Origin of the sequence: Streptomyces mirabilis (genome assembly GCF_039503195.1) — a bacterium.
Classification (GTDB): Bacteria; Actinomycetota; Actinomycetes; order Streptomycetales; family Streptomycetaceae; genus Streptomyces; species Streptomyces mirabilis_D.
The window spans coordinates 4,877,497-4,896,359 of sequence record NZ_JBCJKP010000001.1; the positions used below are offsets into that span (position 1 = coordinate 4,877,497).

Consider the following 18,863-nt stretch of genomic DNA (forward strand, 5'->3'; position numbering starts at 1 on the left):
GACTGTGAATCCCCTTATGAAACCTGAGAGTTTCCTAAAAAACCTGGGAATTGGATATCCACGCCGTCAGTCCGACCCTCGGTCGACCTCCAGGTCCCCCCTTGGTCCACCCCTCAGTCCACCCCTTGGTCCAGCGCCTCCGCCAGCGCCTCGGCCAGATGCCGCCCCTTGCGTCCCGCCAGCTGTTCCAGCTGTGTGCGGCAGGAGAAACCGTCCGCGAGAAGCAGGGTGTCGGGGGCGGCGGCCCGCACGGCCGGGAGCAGCTGTTCCTCCGCGCAGGTCTTCGACACCTCGTAATGGCCCTTCTCGAAGCCGAAGTTGCCCGCGAGTCCGCAGCATCCGCCCGCGAGGGAGCCGGTGAGGCCCGCCGCCTCGCGCAGCCGGCGGTCGGCGCCGTCGCCGAGGACGGCGTGCTGGTGGCAGTGGGTCTGGCCGGTCACCGGACGGTCGAGGAGCGGGGGTGACCAGTCAGGGGCGAGGCGCTCCAGGGCCTCGGCGAACGTCAGCACCGCCGCGGCGAGGCGCGCCGCGCGCGGGTCGTCGTGCAGGAGCTCGGGGAGGTCCGTGCGCAGAGCGGCGGCGCAGCTCGGTTCCAGGACGACGACGGTGGGTGGCCGCGGATGGACGTCCGGGTCCAGGAACACGCCCATCAGGTCGAGCGTGCGGCGCATCACCGCGCGGGCGCGGTCGAGTTGGCCCGTGGAGACGTACGTCAGTCCGCAGCAGACGTGGCCCCGCGCGCCCACCGACCAGGGGTGGTGCGAGAGGGACACGCTCTCCCCGACCCGCGGCGTCCGCTTGCGCATCACCACCGTCGGCGGGAGCATCACGTCCACCCCCGCCGCCTCCAACACCCGTACGGCCGCCTGCCCCACGGAGGGCGACAGGTGCTCGGTGAAGGTGTCCGGCCAGAGGATCGCCACCTTCCTCGGGGGCTCGTCGAGCTCCACCTCTGGGCCGTACGCCCCCTCGCGCATCATCCGCCGCACCCGGTCCTTGAACCGCCGCCCCCACCACCGGCTGAACGTCTCCGGTGCCAGGCGCGGGATCTCCCGCTCGGGTGCGATCCCACCGAGCCGTTTGGCGAGCGCCGCGAACGGCCGTACGGATGCCAGGGAGTTGAGCAGCGGCGCCGTTCCCGTGCGGTCGACCAGGCGCAGCCACGCCGGCAGCCGGCCCATCGTGCGGTGCGCGGCGGGGCGCCTCCTGCCTTCGTAGTGGTGGTGCAGGAACTCCGCCTTGTACGTGGCCATGTCGACGCCCACCGGGCAGTCGGAGCGGCAGCCCTTGCAGGACAGGCACAGGTCGAGCGCGTCCCGGACCTCGGTCGAGCGCCAGCCGTCGGTGACCACCTCGCCCGCGAGCATCTCGTGCAGCAGCCGGGCCCGCCCGCGCGTGGAGTGCTCCTCCTCGCCCGTCGCCCGGAACGACGGGCACATGACGCCCGCGTCGGCGGCCGTCGTACGGCACTTGGCGACCCCCACGCATCTGCGCACCGCCGCCGAGAAGTCCCCGCCGTCCGCCGGATATCCGAACGCCACGTCCACCGGCTCGCGCGGCAGCACCGCGAAGCGCAGGTTCTCGTCCAGCCGGTGCGGGCGTACCAGCATCCCTGGGTTGAGCAGGTCGTCCGGGTCCCACAGGTCCTTGGCCCGCTCGAAGAGGCCGACCAGCTCCGTGCCGTACATCCTGGGCAGCAGTTCGGCCCGTGCCTGCCCGTCGCCGTGCTCGCCCGAGAGGGAGCCTCCGTGGGAGACCACCAGTTCGGCCAGTTCCTCGGAGAAGCGGCGGAAGCGGCCGATGCCCGCGCCGGTCAGCAGGTCGAAGTCGATGCGGACGTGGATGCAGCCGTCGCCGAAGTGCCCGTACGGGGTGCCGCGCAGGTCGTGGGCGCTCAGCAGGCGCCGGAAGTCGCGCAGGTACGCGCCGAGCCGGGCCGGCGGCACCGCGCAGTCCTCCCAGCCCGGCCATGCCTCGCTCCCGTCCGGCATCCGGGTCGCCGTGCCGCTCGCGTCCTCGCGCAGCCGCCACAGGGCGCGCTGTCCGGCCGGGTCGGTGACCACGAGGGCGTCGAGGACGTCGGCGGCCCGGACGATCGCGTCCGCACGCGCGCGTGCTTCCGCCGGGTCCGCGCCCCCCGTCTCCACGAACAGCCACGCGCCGCCGCGCGGCAGCCCCGCGTCCGGCGGTACGAGGTCCGCGGCCATCCCCTCCACGGTGAGTGGCCCCAGCGGCAGCAGCCCGGCCGCCGCCTCGGCCGCCGCGCTCTCGTCCGCGTACGCCAGCACGGCCAGCGCCCGCGCACGCGGTGCCTCGACCAGGCGTACGACCGCCTCCGTGAGCACCCCGAGCGTGCCCTCGGAGCCGCAGAAGGAGCGGGCGACGTCGGCGCCCTTCTCGGGGAGCAGCGCGTCGAGCGCGTAGCCGGAGATTCGGCGGGGCAGCTCCGGGAAACCCGTGCGCAGGCGGGCCAGCTCACCCTCGACCAAGGTCCGGAGGCCGTCCGGGGCGCCCTGCCAGCTCTGGCCCAGCCGTACGACGGAGCCGTTCCCCTTGACCACCGACAGTGCGCGCACGCTGTCCGCCGTCGTGCCCCAGGCCACCGAGTGCGAGCCGCAGGAGTTGTTCCCGATCATGCCGCCGAGGGTGCAGCGGCTGTGCGTGGAGGGGTCGGGTCCGAAGCGCAGGCCGTGCGGGGCCGCGGCCTCCTGGAGGCGGTCGAGGACGACACCGGGCTGGACGACGGCCGTGCGCGACTCGGGGTCGAGCGTGACGATCCGGTTCATGTGGCGGGTGAGGTCGAGGACGACCCCGGTGCCGGTCGCCTGTCCCGCGATCGACGTGCCGCCGCCGCGCGGCACGACCGGCACCCCGTGGGCCCGGCACACGGACAGGGCGGCCGCCACGTCGTCGGCGTCGCGCGGGCGGACCACGCCGAGTGGGACCCGGCGGTAGTTGGACGCGTCCATGGTGGTCAGCGCCCGCGCGGTCACGTCGAAGGCGACCTCGCCGCGCATCTGTGCCGCGAGGGCGGCCCGCAGCCCGTCCACGTCGGGCGGGTCGGCCGCGCCGCTCGTGCCGTCCTTCGCGCCAAGATCCGTCATGTCTCCAGGATGACCCCGCGCACCGACAACGGTCCGTAACCGTGACGCATCGATCACCGGCCGATCACTGACCGGTCCCTGATCGGTCCCCGACCCGTCCCTGACCGATCACCGGCCGATCGCCGTCGCGATCACGGACCGATCACCAGCGGATTATGAGCTCGGATCCGGAACCTTCCCAATGCGATCACGAACTCTCATATAGTGACGGCAAATTGAGCAACCGGTGTCGGCTCTCGCCCAGGAACCTCGCTCCAGGAACCTCGCCCCCAGGAACTTCGCCCCGGACACGACCGAGGACACGATTCATGACCGCGCCCATCCCCTCCGGCGAACGACCCACCCTCCGCGCGAGCGCGCCCGCGCCCCTGCTCACCGCCGTCGCGGCGGCGGTCGCGGTCGTCGTCGCCGTCTCCCTGGCACCCGACTCGGCACGTGTCCCGCTCGCCTGGGGCACGGGCGCCGCCGCCGTGCTGCTGTGCGTCGCCGTCGCGGTCGCCGCGCGCGCCCTGCAGACCGCGAAGCTCGCGCGCCGCCGCCTCGACACCGTGGCCCAGGACGCCGGACGGCTCCTGCAGGAACGGGCCCGCATGGCAGAGGAGTTCAACCAGGAGCGGTCCCGGCTCGCGGAGGAGTCCGCCCGCGACCGCGCGCGCCTGGCCGACGCCGACGCCCGCGAACGCGCCCTGCTCACGCAGGGGTTCGAGGAGGAGCGGCAGCGCCTCACCACCGAGATCACCGAGGAACGGCGGCGGTTCGCCGAACTCGCCGAGGAGAACATCCGGCTGACCGAGCGCATGCGGCGGGCGGGCAGTGACCGGGCCGCCGCGATCTCGGCCACCGCCAACGCGGCCGGGCGGATGCAGGCACTGTCCACCGGCATGCTCGCCGACCTGCGTGCCATGGAGGAGAAGCACTCCGACGAGGAGGTCCTCGCCGACCTCCTCCACCTCGACCACCGCACCGCGCAGGCGGGCCGCCTCGCCGACTCCGTCGCCGTCCTCGCGGGCGCCCGCTCCGGCCGCCGCTGGGCGCGCCCCATCGTCATGGAGTCGATCCTGCGCGGCGCCATGGGCCGCATCGGCGGCTACCAGCGGGTGCGCGTCCACTCCGCGAGCGACGCAGCCGTCGCCGGGCACGCGGCCGAGGGCGTGATGCACGCGCTCGCCGAACTCCTCGACAACGCCGCGAACTTCTCGCCGCCGACCGCCGAGGTCCACGTCTACGTCGAGGAGGTCCCGGCGGGTGTCATCGTCTCCGTCGAGGACAGCGGCCTCGTCATGGGCGACGTGCAGCTGCGCCGCGCCGAACGCGCCGTCTCCGCGGACGCCGAGAACGCCGCCGACCTCGGCGGCCTCACCGGCACCCGGCTCGGCCTCGCGGTGGTCGGCCGGCTCGCGCGCAAGCACGGCCTGAAGGTGTCCTTCCGGCCCTCCGCGCGCGGCGGCACGGGCGTCCTGGTGCTCATCCCCCAGGACATCCTGAGCCTGCCCTCCGCGCCGGTCCCGGCCGCCCCAGCGGCGACGGAACCCCAGGTCAAGCCCGCCGCGGCGACCCCGTCCGACGAGGACCGCCCGCTCGCCGAGCCGCGTCCCCAGGCGTCGTACGCCGCCGCCCGCGCCCCCGAGGACCTCGACCCGGACCCGGTCCCCACCCACGAGTCGCCCCGGCACGCCACCGTCACCGACACCCCGCCGAACGGCACCCCCACGGCCGGCACTCCCGCGACCGGCGGCCTCCCCAAGCGCCGCCGCGGCCGGACCCTCGCGCACGCCGAACGCAGCCGCACCCACCTCACGAACCAGGCCGACCCCGAGCCCCGTACGACCGACTCCAAGGCCGCCGCCGCCCGCTTCAGCAGCTTCCGCCAGGCCGTCCGGGGCACCGCGCCGGACCAGGCGGCGGTCCAGGGAACGGTGCCCGAGGACGACGCCGTACGCCCCACCGCGTCCAGCGCCGAAGACGCCGTACGGGACGAACTCGCGCAGGAAGAACCCGTACGGGTCGAATCCGCGCAGGACGAATCCGGGAACGCCGTACGCGGCGAAGCAGCCGTACGGGAGCCCGCCCCCGCGCATCCCTCGCACGCCACCTCGCACACCTCCTCGCATCCGGAAGGCGACACCACTTCATGACCGGCACCACCACCGCCGACGAGAAGCTCTCCTGGCTCATCGAGGGCCTCCTCGAGCGCACCCCGGGCGCCCGGCACGCGCTCGTGCTCTCCCGGGACGGCCTGAAGCTGTGCCGCACGCCGGAGCTCACCGTCGACCGCGCCGACCAGCTCGCCGCGATCGCCGCCGGCATCCAGTCGCTGTCCCACGGGGCGTCCGTGGAGTTCGGCGACGGCACCGGGGGCGTGCGCTCGGCGATGACCGAGTTCTACGGCGGGGTCCTGTTCATCGTGGAGGCGGGCGACGGCGCCCACCTCGCGGTGGTCACCGCCGAGGACGCGGACGCCGGTCTGGTCGGGCACAACATGAGCGAGCTCGTGGAACAACTCGGCGAACACCTGAGCGCGCAGCCCCGGACGTCATGAGCCGTCCGGGCAGGGACGACGCGCCCGACCGGCTCTACACCCTCACCGGAGGGCGCAGTCGGTCCGCGCCCGACACCCCGTTCGACCTGGTGACACTCGTGGTCGCCGAGTGCGATCCGGCGGTGGGCATGCAGTCGGAGCACGCGGCGATCCTGCGGTTGTGCGAGCGGCCGACGGCGGTCGTGGAGATCGCCGCCGTGCTGAAGCTGCCGGTGTCCATCACCCGCATCCTGCTCTCCGACCTGCTCGCCGCGGGCCGCGTCAGCGCCCGCCACCCCCAGAAGGCCGCTCTTCCCGATCCCGACATCCTGGAGCAGGTGCTCGTTGGACTCCGTAACCTCTGATGCCCGTACGTCCCAGGAGGCCGACGCCCGTACGCCCCTGGGGGCCCAGGCCGACAACGGTCTGAAGATCGTCGTCGTGGGCGGCTTCGGCGTCGGCAAGACCACCCTGGTCCGCTCCGTGAGCGAGATACGTCCCCTCAACACCGAGGAGACGATGACGCAGGCCGGTGCGGCGGTCGACGACATCAGCGAGGTGCGCGGCAAGTCCGCGACCACGGTCGCCTTCGACTTCGGGCGCATCACGCTGGACGCCCGCAATGTGCTGTACCTGTTCGGCGCGCCGGGCCAGGAGCGCTTCTGGTTCCTGTGGGACCGGCTGTTCTCCGGCACGCTCGGGGCCGTCGTCCTCGTCGACACCCGCCGTATCGACGACTCCTGGTACGCGATCGACCGGCTGGAGCACCACGGGACGCCGTTCATCGTGGCCTGCAACGACTTCGGCGGCTCCGCGCACACCCCCGCCCAGATCCGCGAGGCCCTCGACCTCGATCCGCAGGTCCCGCTGCTCGACTGCGACGCGCGTTCGCGGGAGTCCAGCAAACGAGTGCTGATCACGCTGGTGGAGCACCTCAAGACCTTGTACGCATCCGAAAGCGCCCTCACATCACCGGAGTTGGTCCTGTGACCCCCGCCCCCGTGCCCCTCAGCGGGCCCCGGTTCCAGACCGAACCCGCCGAGCTGTACCGGGAGATGCGACGCGACCACGGTGCCGTGACGCCCGTCGTCCTGGACGGCGACATCCCGGCGTGGCTGGTGCTCGGCTACCGCGAACTGCACCAGGTCACCGGCGACCCCGTGCTGTTCAGCCGCGACTCCGAGCTGTGGAACCAGTGGGACCGCATCCCCGACGACTGGCCACTGCTGCCGATGATCGGCCGCCGACAGCCCTCGATCCTCTACACCGTCGGCGAACGTCACCGCGAACGCGCCGCGATGATCAGCGACGCCCTCGAAGCCGTCGACCCCTTCGAACTGCGCGCCCAGGCCGAGAGGTTCGCCGACGAACTCATCGACGCGGTGTGCGCCAAGGGCGAGGCGGACCTCATCGGGGACTACGCCGCCCTGCTGCCCGTCCGTGTCCTCGCCATGCTCTACGGCTTCGCCGAGGAACAGGGCCCCGGCCTCGTCACCGCCCTCAACGACATGGTCAACGGCCGTGAGAACGCGCTGGCAGGACAGCAGCACCTGGCCGGCTCCATGGCCCGGTTGATCGCCGACCGGAAGGCCGCGCCCGCAAGCGACGTCGTGTCCCGCATGCTCGCGAACACGGCCGGCTTCACGGACGAGGAGATCATCCAGGACCTGATGGTCATGATGGCCGCCGGCCACCAGCCGACCGCGGACTGGATCGGCAACTCGCTGCGCCTGATGCTGACCGACGAACGCTTCGCCGCCTCGCTCTTCGGCGGCCGCAACAGCGTCGCCGAGGCCATGAACGAGGTCCTCTGGGAGGACACCCCCACCCAGAACGTGGCAGGCCGCTGGGCCTCCCGCGACGCGCAGCTCGGCGGTCACCGCGTCCGCGCGGGCGATCTCCTCCTCCTCGGCCTCCAGGGCGCCAACTCCGACCCCCAGGTCCGCACCGACGGCTCCGCCCTCACCGGCGGCAACAACGCCCACTTCTCCTTCGGCCACGGGGAGCACCGCTGCCCGTTCCCGGCGCAGGAGGTGGCGGAGGTCATCGCGCGGACGGGGATCGAGGTCGTACTGGACCGCCTGCCGGACATCGACCTGGCGGTCCCGGCCGACTCCCTGGCCCGGCGCCCCTCACCGTGGCTGCGGGGCCTGACCGAACTGCCTGTGCGCTTCACCCCGACCCCGGCCCTGGGAGGCACCCCCGCATGACCAGTCGTATCGCCCTGGACCCGTTCGTGTCCGACCTGGACGGCGAGAGCGCCCGGCTCAGGGAGGCGGGCCCGCTCGCCGCCGTCGACCTGCCCGGCGGCGTCCCGGTCTGGGCCGTCACCCACCACGCCGAGGCACGCGCCCTGCTCACCGACCCCCGGCTGGTCAAGGACATCAACGTCTGGGGTGCCTGGCAGCGCGGCGAGATAGCGCCCGACTGGCCGCTGATCGGGCTCGCCAACCCCGGCCGCTCCATGCTCACGGTGGACGGCGCGGACCACCGCCGGATGCGCACGCTGGTCGCGCAGGCGCTCACCCCGCGCCGGGTGGAGCAGATGCGGGAGCGCATCACCAAACTGACGGAGGGTCTGCTGGACGCCCTGGTGCCGGGCCCGGGCGGGGTCGTCGACCTGAAGGCCGAATTCGCCTACCCCCTCCCGATGTACGTCGTCGCCGACCTCATGGGCATCGAGGAGTCCCGGCTCCCCCGCCTCAAGGAACTCTTCGAGAAGTTCTTCTCGACGCAGACCCCGCCCGCGGAGGTCATCGCCACGCTGACGGAGCTGGCCGGGATCATGGCGGCCACGGTCGCCGCGAAACGGGCCGAGCCCGGCGACGACCTGACCTCCGCCCTGATCCTGGCCTCCGAGGACGGCGACCACCTCACCGACGAGGAGATCGTCTCCACCCTCCAGCTGATGGTCGCGGCGGGCCACGAGACGACGATCTCCCTGATCGTCAACGCGGTGGTCAACCTCTCCGCCCACCCCGAGCAGCGCGCCCTCGTCCTCTCCGGCGAGGCGGACTGGTCGGCGGTCGTCGAGGAGACCCTCCGCTACTCCACCCCGACCTCGCACGTCCTGATCCGCTTCGCGACGGAGGACGTGCCCGTCGGGGACAAGGTGATCCCCGCGGGCGACGCGCTGATCGTCTCGTACGGCGCGATCGGCCGCGACGAGAACGCCCACGGTCCGACCGCGGGCGACTTCGACATCACCCGCACCACCCAGAACCGTCACATCTCCTTCGGCCACGGCCCCCACGTCTGTCCCGGCGCCGCGCTCTCCCGCCTGGAGGCGGCCGTCGCCCTCCCGGCCCTGTACGCCCGCTTCCCGTCCCTGGACCTGGCGATCCCCTCCTCGGAACTCCGCAACAAGCCGGTAGTCACCCAGAACGACCTCCACGACCTCCCGGTACGCCTGACCCCAACCCCCTGACCCGGCCCCCCACTCCCTCGCCCCCGCCGCCCCTACCCGTCCCCTCCCCAGGGGCTCCGCCCCATCACCCCCGCCGGAGGCTGCCGCCGCCCGAACCCCCGCATCGCTGCGCCCCCGAGGGCTCGTCCTCAAACGCCGGACGGGCTGAACAGGCGCGCCAGCGCACTTGAGGGGCGCGGGGAACTGCGTGACCGGCCCCCACCGGGCCCGCAGCCAACCGAACCGGGCGGGCGCGGAACGCGGGGCGAAGCCCCCGCCCCGGGGCGCGGGGAACTGCGCGACCGGCCCCCGCCCAGTCGCGGTCAAAAGGACGGCTCACGGGGTCCGGGGCGGAGCCCCGGGGAGGGGACGGGTAGGGGCGGCGGGGGCGAGGGACAGCGGGTCCCCGCCCCGTCTCACCGGCCGGACGAGGTTTCCACGACGTTTCGCATAACGGATACGCTCCCACCGTGGCTGATATCCAGATCCCCGCTGACATCAAGCCCGCCGACGGACGTTTCGGCGCGGGCCCCTCCAAGGTGCGCACGGAGGCGCTGGACGCGCTGGCCGCGACCGGTACCTCGCTGCTCGGCACCTCCCACCGCCAGGCCCCGGTCAAGAACCTGGTCGGCAAGGTCCGCGAGGGCGTGCGCGACCTGTTCTCGCTCCCCGACGGCTACGAGGTCGTCCTCGGCAACGGCGGCTCCACCGCCTTCTGGGACGTCGCGACCCACGGCCTGATCGACAACAAGTCCCAGCACCTCACCTTCGGCGAGTTCAGCTCCAAGTTCGCGAAGGCCGCCAAGCTCGCCCCCTGGCTCGCCGAGCCCACCGTCATCTCCTCCGAGCCGGGCACGCACCCCGAGCCGGCGGCCGAGGCGGGCGTGGACGTCTACGCCTACACCCACAACGAGACCTCCACGGGCGTCGCCGCCCCCCTCAAGCGCGTCGACGGCGCCGACGAGGGTTCCCTCGTTCTGGTGGACGCCACCTCCGGCGCCGGCGGCCTCCCGGTCGACATCGCCGAGACGGACGTCTACTACTTCGCCCCGCAGAAGTCCTTCGCCTCCGACGGCGGCCTGTGGATCGGCGTCTTCTCCCCCGCCGCCATCGAGCGCGCCGAACGCATCCACGCGAGCGGCCGTCACGTGCCGGAGTTCTTCTCGCTCCCCACGGCGATCGACAACTCCCGCAAGAACCAGACGTACAACACCCCGGCCCTCGCCACCCTGTTCCTGCTCAACGAGCAGCTGGAGTGGATCAACGGCCAGGGCGGTCTGGAGTGGTCCACGGGCCGTACGAAGGACTCCTCGACCCGCCTCTACACCTGGGCCGAGGAGAGCAAGTACGCGACCCCGTTCGTCGCCGACCCCGCCCAGCGCTCGCAGGTCATCGGCACGATCGACTTCGCCGACGAGATCGACGCCGCCGCCGTCGCCAAGGTCCTGCGCGCCAACGGCATCGTCGACACCGAGCCCTACCGCAAGCTCGGCCGCAACCAGCTCCGTATCGCGATGTTCCCGGCGATCGACCCGGCGGACGTCGAGGCGCTGACGAAGTGCGTCGACTACGTGATCGAAAAGCTGTAGTCCTCACTCGTACGCAGAAGGGGGCGCCCGGCGCGGGCCATCGCGCCGGGCGCCTCTTTCTCACGCGACTACGACTTGCGCAACAACCTCTTCAGGCCGAACCCCGCCGCCAGAACCGCGGCGACGGCGAGCGCCCCCTCGACACCTGAGCTCATGCCTCCGCCCCCGTCGCTCCCACCGGCCGACACCGATCCCCCGCCCTCCGAAGGCGACTTGGAACCGGACCCGCCCCCGGGAACCGAGCCGGGCTGGACCGGACTGTCCTTGCCCTCGCTGCCGTACATGAGCCTGGACGCGTCGGGGGTGTACGTGACCGACTCCCCCTGCCGCTGGAGCGGCACGTTCAACCGCCCCTGGCGCTTGGGCTTCCCGTCGTTCCAGGCGTACGCGATCCCGCCGAAGTACCCGCGCACGACGAGCTGTTGGCCGTCCGGCGAGAAGGCGCCGTCGGTGACCCAGAGGTCGATGGTGGCGACAGGCCGGAAGATGTTGGTGCCCGACGTGGAAAGCCGGGCCGGACCCTCGTACAGGTGGCCGCCGTCCTCGTTCTTGTCGGCGATGTAGACCCGTCCGGTCTTCGGATGGACCATCAGCGCCTCGGCGTTGCGGGGCCCGTCCGCGTACTTCACGACGTACTGCGTGGCCCGGATCGTCTGGTCCTTGAGCACCTTCGGCTCGGGCAGCTTGTAGATCCACACGTAGGACCACTTGCCGCCGAGGTTGTCGCCGATGTCGCCGACGTAGAGGTCGCCGTCGGGCCCGAGGGAGATGGCCTCGACGTCACGCGGCGCGCCCACCCCCTTCATGGTGATGGTGGCGACGGTCTCGCCGGTCCTGCTGTCGACGGCGTAGATGTACGGACCGTCGTCGCTGTCGTTGTGGGTCCAGTAGATGCCGGGGTGGAGGTGCGAGGCGGCGAGCCCGCTCGACTCGGTGATCCGGGGGTCCTTGATCGTGAACCCCCCGTCCCCGTCGGCGGCGAGGGCCGGTGCCGGCAGCGCGAGGGCGAGAACGGCAGCGGCGGAGGCGGCTCCGGCGAGGAACGAGGGCGATCGGCGCATGGCCCCAGCCTGCCATCCCGGAGCCGCCGGGACCCGGTGAGCCCGCGGGGAGCCGCCGCCCCCGGCGTGTCCATCCTCACACCTCGCACCCCACACGGCCCTTACTGATCGCCCGCCCGATCATCCATGATGAGCGGATGCTCAGGTTCATGCCCGTCGGCGACTCCATGACGATCGGAAGCGCGGGCGAACACACATGGCGTTACCGAATGTGGCAGCACCTGCGCGCGACGTACGGGGGCCCGTTCCGGATCGTCGGCCCGCGCGAGACGCTGTACGACAAGGCGACGGAGTCCCCCGACTCGCACGAGTACGCGGACCCCGACTTCCCGCGCGCCCACCTCGCGGGCTGGGGCGAGGGCTGGCAGCACATGGTGCCCCTGATCGGTGAGGCGGTCCGCACCGAGCGCGCGGACGTGCTCCTGGTCTCCCTCGGCCTGATCGACCTGGGCTTCTACACGAACGCCGTACAGACGGCCGCGAACGCCCGTGCCTTCGTCGCCGAGGCCCGTGCGGCGAACCCGCGCATCCACCTGGTCCTCCTCCCGGTGATACCGAACGTCCGCGCGGAGTCCGACGCGCCCTTCGCCGCCGAGGTCGCCGCCTTCAACGAACTCCTGGCGAAGGCGGTGGCCGACCTGGACGAACCCCGCTCCCCCGTCCTCCTCGCCTCCCCGCCCCCCGGCTACGACTTCCGCCACGACACGTACGACGGCACGCATCCCAACGCGACCGGCGAGCACAAGATCGCGGAGGCCTTCGCGGAGGCGATGTACCAGGCCTGGGACCTGGGCGAGCCCTACTCGGCCTGACCGCCGACGCCGGCCGGCGGCCTTCCCTGCGTCCAGATCACCTCGACAGCCGTGTCACGGATGCGCCAGCCGTCGGGCGTGCGCCGGAGCTCGGCCCGGCAGTGACCGCCCACGGTGAAGACGGTGCCGTCGTGGTGTACGTGCGTCATCAACGTGTTGCAGGACACGACGGCCGCCGCCCCGCCCTCCGTCACCTCGCTCACCACATCCGTCGCCATGTGTTGCGTACGAGCGAACCGCCCGAGCGCCTCGACGGTGTGCCGCAGCACGGCGTCCCGCCCATCGCTGTCACCGATGGGAGTCCGCTCCCGCACGTCTTCCGTGAAGTACTCCCGCGCCCATGCCTCGTCGATCTTCCCCACGTCCAGGGACCGGAAGAACCGGCTGACGAACGTGGTGACGGCGAGGTGATGGTGATCGGGACGAACGGTCTCGGCAGTCATCACCCCACCCTGTTACCTGAACCACGATTGAGGTCAAGGACGTGAGGGGACGTCAGGGACACCCGGCACCGCCCACGGACACCCGGACGCGCAGCGCCTCGACGGCCCAGTCCAGCACGGGCGCCACACTTTCCGGTGCCGGCCAGCCGTTGATGACGGCGAGCAGCTCCGTGTACCGCTCCCTGCGCGGGTCGTTGACGGCTTCGAGCCGGGTCAGGACATGGACGTCGTGAGCGAGGAGCGCCTCGGCGACCGGCGCGGCGGCACCGTCTCCCGGCTCGATCCCCGCCGCGAGGACCGGGCCGACCAGCTCACGAACGGTCGGGACCAGCCCGGGGCGGGGCCCGCCGCCGCGGGCACCCTCCTGCTCCGCCGCCAGATGTCCGACCAACCGTCTCACGACGGCACGGAACTCCCCGTCCTGGGACAGCTCGGCCAACTCCACCCAGGCCGCGATCTGTTCGGGTTCGGGGTTGTCGGGCAGTTCGGGGGTGAACGAGCGCCGGATCCCGACGAACGCGCCGGAACCGGCCGACCCGGTGAAGACGGAGTCGAGGAAGTCGTCGATCAGACGTCGGCGTTCGTCCTCGGAGAGCCTCGCCAACCGGTGCATGAGATCCATCTCCTCGGGGCTGGAGTCGCGCCGGGCCACCGCCGTCAGCACCGCGTGCCGCAGCCGCAGGGTGCGGATCTGCACGGCGAGCGCGTCCGCGTGCGCCGCCGCGACCTCGGAGAGCGAGAGCTCGCGTGCCACGACCTTCCGGATGTCCGGAAGCCCTACTCCCAGCTCACGCAGGGTCCGCACGAGATCCAGACGCGCGAGGGCGTCGGCGCCGTAGAGGCGGTGGCCGGCCGGGCTGCGACCGGTCGGCGGCACGATGCCCCGATCGGAGTAGAACCGAATCGCCTTGACCGTCAGCCCGGTCCGCCGGGCCAGCTCACCGATCGAGCGGAGCGGACCGAGGGGGTCGTTCATGCCGCCATCCATGCCCCCACCCTGCCGCCTCCCCCTACGGGAGACTCAAGTGACCGCCGGGAACTGATCCCTACGTGACCGGGTCACCGTCCCCGAGGGCTTCAAGGCCGAGATCGTCGAGGGGCCATCTACATATCGCGGCAGCGGGATGTCCACTGGGAGAGCATCCTCCTGATCGTCGAGGTGCTCAGGGATCACTTCAAGAGGCGCACAAAGGTGCTGTCCGACGTGCGCGTCGACTTTCCCGGTCACCTCAACGGCTTCTGCCCAGATGTAGCGAAGTTGCGCGACGGCTCCGAGAAGGACGCCGAGGGCCGGTGGCGCTATCAGGACGTGGAGTTCATCGCCGAGGTCATCTCCAAGGACACCGCCAGGAACGACTACGGCCCCAAGAAGACCGCCTACGCGCTCGCCGAGGTCCCCGTCTACCTCATCGCCGACCCGTACCAGGGCCGGTGCCACGTCTACACCCAGCCCAAGGACGGCGAGTACGTCACGGAGACGACGGTCTCCTTCGGCGGAGACGTCGACCTGACCACCACCCTCGGACTCACCCTCAAAACGGACGAGTTCCCCCGCGACTGAGCCCCCGTCCCGCACGCCTCCCTTGCCTAGAGCGCACTCCACGTCGTTGGCTAGGGAGCCATGAAGTACACGCAGCTCGGACGCACGGGACTCAAGGTCAGCCGACTCGTCCTCGGCACCATGAACTTCGGTCCGCAGACCGACGAAGCCGACAGCCACGCCATCATGGACGCGGCGCTGGACGCAGGAATCAACTACTTCGACACCGCGAACGTGTACGGCTGGGGCGAGAACAAGGGCCGCACGGAAGAGATCATCGGGAACTGGTTCGCGAAGGGCGGCGAGCGGCGCGACAAGGTCGTGCTCGCCACCAAGGTGTACGGGAACATGGCCGCCGACGGCGACGCCTGGCCCAACCACGACAAGCTGTCGGCCCTCAACATCCGACGGGCCGTGGACGCCTCCCTCAAGCGGCTCCGGACCGACTACATCGACGTCTACCAGTTCCACCACATCGACCGCCGCACTCCCTTCGAGGAGATCTGGCAGGCCGTCGACGTACTGGTGCAGCAGGGCAAGATCCTCTACGTGGGGTCCAGCAACTTCCCCGGGTACAAGATCGCCCAGGCCAACGAGATCGCCGCCCGGCGCGGCGGCACCATCGGTCTCGTCAGCGAGCAGTGCCTCTACAACCTCGCCGAGCGGCGCGCCGAGATGGAGGTCATCCCGGCCGCGCAGGAGTACGGCCTCGGGGTCATCCCCTGGTCGCCGCTGCAGGGCGGACTGCTCGGCGGGGTCATCAAGAAGGAGGTCGAGGGCGGGCGCAGGGCGAGCGGCCGGGCCGCCGACTCCCTCGCGAACACCACCCTCCGCGCGCAGGTCCAGTCGTACGAGGATCTGCTCGACAAGCACGGGATCGAGCCCGGCGAGGCCGCCCTGGCCTGGCTGCTGACCCGTCCCGGCGTCACCGGCCCCATCGTCGGCCCCCGTACCGCCGCACAGCTCGACTCGGCCCTGCGCGCGGTCGAGCTGGAGCTGTCGGACGAGTTGCTGACCGGCCTGGACGAGATCTTCCCGGGTCCGGGCCCGTCCCCGGAGGCCTTCGCCTGGTAACGCTCCCCAGGGGGCGCCCGCCTGGGCGCCCCTCAACGGGCGTGAGGAACCGCGCGGCCGGCCACGGCCTGTCCGCGGGCGGACAAGCGGCGCTCCGGCGAAGCGGCCCGGTCGGCCCTACTTGACCGCCGCGGCCAGCGCCACCACGACGAACATCAGCACGAGCACACCGGCCATGATTTGGTTTCGGGTCTTCGGGTTCACGTCATCGAGGTTAACCGGCCGCCCCCGAGGACCTTCAGCCGCCCGTCCCGTCCAGCGGCCAGCGGGCCACCGTCTCGTAGCGCGGCTGCTCCCCCGACACTCCCGACCTCGGCAGATTACTGCGGACGAGACACAGCTCCCGGACCGTCCAATCGCGCCCGGCGAAGGCGTCCAGGGCGGCGACGTACGGGGCGAAGTCCGCGGTGTCGCGGCTGCGGGCCAGCGTCAGGTGCGGGCGGTAGCGACGGTGCTCGCCCGCCCCGACGCCCGCCTTCCGCGCCGCGGCCTCCGCCCGGTCGGCCAGCAGCCGCATCGTAGCGACGTCTCCCGACACCCCGGTCCACAGCGCCCGGCCCCCGAAGTGGCCGCCGCCATGGAGGGCGAGAGGGAAGGAGGGGGTGCGGTGGGACGCGCGAGCCAGGCGGTCCGACAGGGGCTGGACGAGCTCTTCCGCCACCTCGCCGTAGAAGGCGAGGGTGAAGTGCCAGCCGGGGCGGCCCGTCCAGCGCAGTCCGTCCGCGCCCGGCAGGCGGTGCAACTGGTCCACCAGAGTGCCGAGTTCACGCACCGCGGCCTGAGGTGGCAGCACGGCCGCAAAGAGTCTCATGCCCATCACCCTTCCAGGGAATGGATCACCTGACCACCTTCGCGCCGTGCCGCCGGCCGAGCGACCGCCGTACGGCGGTCGCTCGGGCAACCGTAGGGCGGCCGTCGTCACACCGCCGTGGCCAGCCGCTCCTGCTGCTCTCCCGCTTCCCTCGGTACGAAGCCGACCTGCGGGTGGCCGCGATGCCAGCCCACCGACAGGCGCAGGCCGCCGACCCGGGCCAGGACCAGGCCGACGGTGGTCGCGGCGACGGCCGAGACCAGGCCGCCGAGGGCGAAGCCGACCCGGGCGCCGTAGGCGTCGGTGACCCAGCCGACCAGGGGCGCCCCCAGGGGCGTACCGCCCATGAAGACCATCATGAACAGCGCCATCACCCGGCCGCGCATGGCCGGGTCGGTACCCATCTGGACCGCGGTGTTCGCCGTGACGTTGACGGTGAGACCGAAGATCCCGATGGGGACCATGAGGAGGGCGAAGAGCCAGAAGGACGGGGCCAGGGCCGCGGCCACTTCCAGGATGCCGAAGGCCATGGCCGCCGCGATCAGGATGCGCAGTCTCGCCGTGCCGCGGCGGGCGGCGAGCAGCGCGCCGGCCACCGAGCCGACCGCCATCAGCGTGTTGAAGAGGCTGTATCCGCCGGCGCCGGCGTGGAAGATGTCGTCCGCGTACGCCGAGAGCCAGACCGGGAAGTTGAAGCCGAACGTACCGATGAAGCCGACGAGGACGATGGGCCAGATCAGCTCGGGGTGGCCGGCGACGTAGTGCAGGCCCTCGCGGAGCTGGCCCTTGCCGCGCGGCGCCCGCTCGACGGGGTGCAGGTCGCGGGCGCGCATCAGGAGCAGGCCGACGATGGGGGCCACGAAGGACAGGCCGTTGAAGAGGAACGCCCAGCCCGTGCCCACGCCGGTGATCAGGACGCCCGCGACGGCGGGGCCGACCAGGCGGGCGGACTGGAAGTTGGCGGAGTTGAGGCTGACCGCGTTCTGCAGCTGGCCCGGGCCGACCATCTCGGAGACGAAGGACTGGCGGGCGGGGTTGTCGACGACCGTGGCGAGGCCGACGGCGAAGGCCGCCAGGTAGACGTGCCAGACCTGGACGTGGCCGGAGAGGGTCAGGAAGGCGAGCGCGAGGCCGGTGACGCCCATGGCGGTCTGGGTGGCCAGCAGGGTGGGGCGCTTGGGGAGGCGGTCGACGAGGACTCCGCCGTACAGCCCGAAGAGCAGCATCGGCAGGAACTGCAGCGCGGTGGTGATGCCGACCGCGGCGGAGGAGCCGGTGAGGCTCAGGACCAGCCAGTCCTGCGCGATGCGCTGCATCCAGGTGCCGGTGTTGGAGACGACCTGGCCGAGGAAGAACAGCCGGTAGTTCCTGATCCTCAGCGAGCTGAACATCGAGGAGCGGGGGAACGGGAGGAACTCTCGAGGGCGGGCGGGGAGTCGGGGGTGGCTGGTCCGGGGGCGGAAGGTATTCCGGATCCCGTACTCAAAGGGATTCGCCTCCTAGCGTGGGACGTCATTGCACGCGGGCGCGGCCGCGTCTGTCACGGTGAGGTTCGGGCACGGCGGAGCGTGCGGGGCAGTGCGCACGGCCGTCACGGCGTGCCCCTGGCGGTGCACGGGGCGCCGTGGCCGGCGCGCATCCGGCGGTCCGCCGTGCGCGGCTGCGACCGCGACGCGGCGCCCGCGCCGAAGCCGCGCCCGTCGCGTGCGGGCCCGGGGCCGGGTGTGCGCCCCTGTCACAGTTGCGCGAGCTTTTCGAGGACGGGCGCGGCCTCGCGGACCTTCGCCCACTCGTCCTCGTCGAGGGCCTCGACCAGTCCGGCCAGGAACGCGTTGCGCTTGCGGCGGCTCTCCTCGAGCATCGCCTCGGCCTTGTCGGTCTGGGTGACGACCTTCTGGCGCCGGTCCTCGGGGTGCGGCTCCAGCCTGACCAGGCCCTTGGCTTCCAGCAACGCGACGATGCGGGTCATCGACGGTGGCTGCACATGCTCCTTACGGGCGAGCTCGCCGGGTGTGGCGGTGCCACAGCGGGCGAGGGTGCCGAGCACCGACATCTCGGTCGGGCTCAGCGACTCGTCGACCCGCTGGTGCTTGAGTCGACGCGACAGCCGCATTACTGCGGAGCGCAGGGCGTTCACGGCGGCAGCGTCGTCGCCATGGGTGAGGTCAGCCATGTCTTTAGGGTAACTCATTACTCTCTCTAAAGAGCCCCAGGATGCCCGTGACACGGGCCACTGAACCTTTACGTCACCCATATGAGTGAGTCCCTTCCAGAAAGTGACTCCTCGCCCCTCCTGGTCCCGCGACCCTCACTGCATGGGGACCAGCGTGCTCAGCCTGCGGATAGACGGGGAGCTGCTCGACCGGCTCCGACACCACGCCGCCAAACGCGGAATGAGCGTCCAGGACTATGTCGTCCGGACGCTCATTCGCGATGACTTCGACGAGCGGTTCCAGACCGCGGTCGAGGAGACGGAGAAGTTCTACGGGGTCACGTGAGACCCCG

17 protein-coding genes and 1 pseudogene are annotated in these 18,863 nt (G+C 71.8%); 11 read left to right on the forward strand and 7 right to left on the reverse strand.

The genetic code is table 11. The features are described from left to right. Positions 1 to 113 precede the first annotated feature (113 nt). Entirely contained in the window at positions 114 to 3,104 is a 2,991-nt protein-coding gene (locus AAFF41_RS22490; RefSeq protein ID WP_425526142.1) for an FAD-binding and (Fe-S)-binding domain-containing protein, read from the reverse strand. A 308-nt stretch (positions 3,105 to 3,412) separates the two neighbouring features. On the opposite strand from AAFF41_RS22490, the gene AAFF41_RS22495 reads away from it, so the two are divergent. The 7 genes from AAFF41_RS22495 to serC all read left to right on the forward strand — a co-directional run bounded on the left by AAFF41_RS22495 (position 3,413) and on the right by serC (position 10,617). Next, positions 3,413 to 5,239: a sensor histidine kinase gene (locus AAFF41_RS22495; RefSeq protein WP_319748764.1), complete on the forward strand. Its 1,827-nt coding sequence runs from the start codon at positions 3,413 to 3,415 to the stop codon at positions 5,237 to 5,239. Further along, on the forward strand, positions 5,236 to 5,643 hold the full coding sequence (locus AAFF41_RS22500) for a roadblock/LC7 domain-containing protein (RefSeq protein WP_054235659.1): 408 nt from the start codon (positions 5,236 to 5,238) through the stop codon (positions 5,641 to 5,643). Before AAFF41_RS22495 ends, AAFF41_RS22500 begins: the two co-directional genes overlap by 4 nt. After that, entirely contained in the window at positions 5,640 to 5,987 is a 348-nt protein-coding gene (locus AAFF41_RS22505; RefSeq protein ID WP_067371922.1) for a DUF742 domain-containing protein, read from the forward strand. Before AAFF41_RS22500 ends, AAFF41_RS22505 begins: the two co-directional genes overlap by 4 nt. After that, on the forward strand, positions 5,968 to 6,612 hold the full coding sequence (locus tag AAFF41_RS22510) for a GTP-binding protein (protein WP_319748763.1): 645 nt from the start codon (positions 5,968 to 5,970) through the stop codon (positions 6,610 to 6,612). Before AAFF41_RS22505 ends, AAFF41_RS22510 begins: the two co-directional genes overlap by 20 nt. Continuing rightward, a complete protein-coding gene (locus AAFF41_RS22515; protein WP_164404885.1) occupies positions 6,609 to 7,832 on the forward strand; it encodes a cytochrome P450 in 1,224 nt (407 codons plus the stop codon). Before AAFF41_RS22510 ends, AAFF41_RS22515 begins: the two co-directional genes overlap by 4 nt. After that, complete coding sequence (locus AAFF41_RS22520; protein ID WP_319748761.1) at positions 7,829 to 9,049, forward strand: cytochrome P450 family protein; 1,221 nt, start codon at positions 7,829 to 7,831, stop codon at positions 9,047 to 9,049. Before AAFF41_RS22515 ends, AAFF41_RS22520 begins: the two co-directional genes overlap by 4 nt. A 449-nt stretch (positions 9,050 to 9,498) precedes the next feature. Beyond that, positions 9,499 to 10,617, forward strand: a complete 1,119-nt coding sequence (gene serC / locus AAFF41_RS22525; protein ID WP_343324529.1) for a phosphoserine transaminase — start codon at positions 9,499 to 9,501, stop codon at positions 10,615 to 10,617. Positions 10,618 to 10,685: 68 nt separating this feature from the next. Here the strand turns inward: serC and AAFF41_RS22530 are convergent, their stop codons facing one another. Beyond that, positions 10,686 to 11,678, reverse strand: a complete 993-nt coding sequence (locus AAFF41_RS22530; RefSeq protein WP_343324530.1) for a YncE family protein — start codon at positions 11,676 to 11,678, stop codon at positions 10,686 to 10,688. A gap of 137 nt (positions 11,679 to 11,815) precedes the next feature. Here AAFF41_RS22530 and AAFF41_RS22535 point away from each other — a divergent pair, with 137 nt between their 5' ends. After that, the gene (locus AAFF41_RS22535; RefSeq protein ID WP_319748758.1) at positions 11,816 to 12,490 is read left to right on the forward strand and encodes an SGNH/GDSL hydrolase family protein; all 675 of its coding nucleotides are present in this window, start codon (positions 11,816 to 11,818) and stop codon (positions 12,488 to 12,490) included. Here AAFF41_RS22535 and AAFF41_RS22540 read toward each other — a convergent pair. Together AAFF41_RS22540 and AAFF41_RS22545 are read right to left on the reverse strand one after the other, a co-directional pair. Further along, a complete protein-coding gene (locus AAFF41_RS22540; RefSeq protein ID WP_319748757.1) occupies positions 12,478 to 12,933 on the reverse strand; it encodes a nuclear transport factor 2 family protein in 456 nt (151 codons plus the stop codon). The genes AAFF41_RS22535 and AAFF41_RS22540 overlap by 13 nt on opposite strands. 52 nt (positions 12,934 to 12,985) lie before the next feature. Then, positions 12,986 to 13,921: a MerR family transcriptional regulator gene (locus AAFF41_RS22545; RefSeq protein WP_425526143.1), complete on the reverse strand. Its 936-nt coding sequence runs from the start codon at positions 13,919 to 13,921 to the stop codon at positions 12,986 to 12,988. A gap of 64 nt (positions 13,922 to 13,985) precedes the next feature. On the opposite strand from AAFF41_RS22545, the pseudogene AAFF41_RS22550 reads away from it, so the two are divergent. Then, positions 13,986 to 14,494 (forward strand): annotated as a pseudogene (locus AAFF41_RS22550) (Uma2 family endonuclease); the annotation flags it as partial. 60 nt (positions 14,495 to 14,554) lie between these two features. Next, the gene (locus tag AAFF41_RS22555) at positions 14,555 to 15,547 is read left to right on the forward strand and encodes an aldo/keto reductase (protein ID WP_343324532.1); all 993 of its coding nucleotides are present in this window, start codon (positions 14,555 to 14,557) and stop codon (positions 15,545 to 15,547) included. A gap of 238 nt (positions 15,548 to 15,785) precedes the next feature. On the opposite strand, the gene thpR is transcribed toward AAFF41_RS22555, so the two are convergent. The 3 genes from thpR to AAFF41_RS22570 form a co-directional block, all read right to left on the reverse strand. Continuing rightward, positions 15,786 to 16,358, reverse strand: a complete 573-nt coding sequence (gene thpR, locus AAFF41_RS22560) for an RNA 2',3'-cyclic phosphodiesterase (protein WP_319748754.1) — start codon at positions 16,356 to 16,358, stop codon at positions 15,786 to 15,788. Positions 16,359 to 16,465: 107 nt separating this feature from the next. Next, positions 16,466 to 17,749, reverse strand: coding sequence for an MFS transporter (locus AAFF41_RS22565; RefSeq protein WP_319748753.1), 1,284 nt, complete (start codon positions 17,747 to 17,749; stop codon positions 16,466 to 16,468). 344 nt (positions 17,750 to 18,093) lie between these two features. Beyond that, the gene (locus tag AAFF41_RS22570) at positions 18,094 to 18,531 is read right to left on the reverse strand and encodes a MarR family winged helix-turn-helix transcriptional regulator (protein ID WP_054235179.1); all 438 of its coding nucleotides are present in this window, start codon (positions 18,529 to 18,531) and stop codon (positions 18,094 to 18,096) included. A 142-nt stretch (positions 18,532 to 18,673) separates the two neighbouring features. Here AAFF41_RS22570 and AAFF41_RS22575 point away from each other — a divergent pair, with 142 nt between their 5' ends. After that, on the forward strand, positions 18,674 to 18,856 hold the full coding sequence (locus tag AAFF41_RS22575) for a hypothetical protein (protein ID WP_054235178.1): 183 nt from the start codon (positions 18,674 to 18,676) through the stop codon (positions 18,854 to 18,856). Positions 18,857 to 18,863: the final 7 nt, after the last annotated feature.

What these genes read in the sequence shown, in the direction of transcription:
- AAFF41_RS22535 (WP_319748758.1), top strand. Translation starts at nt 11,816, where the DNA reads ATGCTCAGGTTCATGCCCGTCGGCGACTCCATGACGATCGGAAGCGCG.
- AAFF41_RS22490 (WP_425526142.1), bottom strand. Translation starts at nt 3,104, where the DNA reads ATGACGGATCTTGGCGCGAAGGACGGCACGAGCGGCGCGGCCGACCCG.
- AAFF41_RS22570 (WP_054235179.1), bottom strand. Translation starts at nt 18,531, where the DNA reads ATGGCTGACCTCACCCATGGCGACGACGCTGCCGCCGTGAACGCCCTG.
- AAFF41_RS22495 (WP_319748764.1), top strand. Translation starts at nt 3,413, where the DNA reads ATGACCGCGCCCATCCCCTCCGGCGAACGACCCACCCTCCGCGCGAGC.
- AAFF41_RS22540 (WP_319748757.1), bottom strand. Translation starts at nt 12,933, where the DNA reads ATGACTGCCGAGACCGTTCGTCCCGATCACCATCACCTCGCCGTCACC.
- AAFF41_RS22565 (WP_319748753.1), bottom strand. Translation starts at nt 17,749, where the DNA reads ATGTTCAGCTCGCTGAGGATCAGGAACTACCGGCTGTTCTTCCTCGGC.
- AAFF41_RS22545 (WP_425526143.1), bottom strand. Translation starts at nt 13,921, where the DNA reads ATGGATGGCGGCATGAACGACCCCCTCGGTCCGCTCCGCTCGATCGGT.
- AAFF41_RS22530 (WP_343324530.1), bottom strand. Translation starts at nt 11,678, where the DNA reads ATGCGCCGATCGCCCTCGTTCCTCGCCGGAGCCGCCTCCGCCGCTGCC.
- AAFF41_RS22520 (WP_319748761.1), top strand. Translation starts at nt 7,829, where the DNA reads ATGACCAGTCGTATCGCCCTGGACCCGTTCGTGTCCGACCTGGACGGC.
- AAFF41_RS22555 (WP_343324532.1), top strand. Translation starts at nt 14,555, where the DNA reads ATGAAGTACACGCAGCTCGGACGCACGGGACTCAAGGTCAGCCGACTC.
- thpR (WP_319748754.1), bottom strand. Translation starts at nt 16,358, where the DNA reads ATGAGACTCTTTGCGGCCGTGCTGCCACCTCAGGCCGCGGTGCGTGAA.
- AAFF41_RS22500 (WP_054235659.1), top strand. Translation starts at nt 5,236, where the DNA reads ATGACCGGCACCACCACCGCCGACGAGAAGCTCTCCTGGCTCATCGAG.
- AAFF41_RS22575 (WP_054235178.1), top strand. Translation starts at nt 18,674, where the DNA reads ATGGGGACCAGCGTGCTCAGCCTGCGGATAGACGGGGAGCTGCTCGAC.
- AAFF41_RS22505 (WP_067371922.1), top strand. Translation starts at nt 5,640, where the DNA reads ATGAGCCGTCCGGGCAGGGACGACGCGCCCGACCGGCTCTACACCCTC.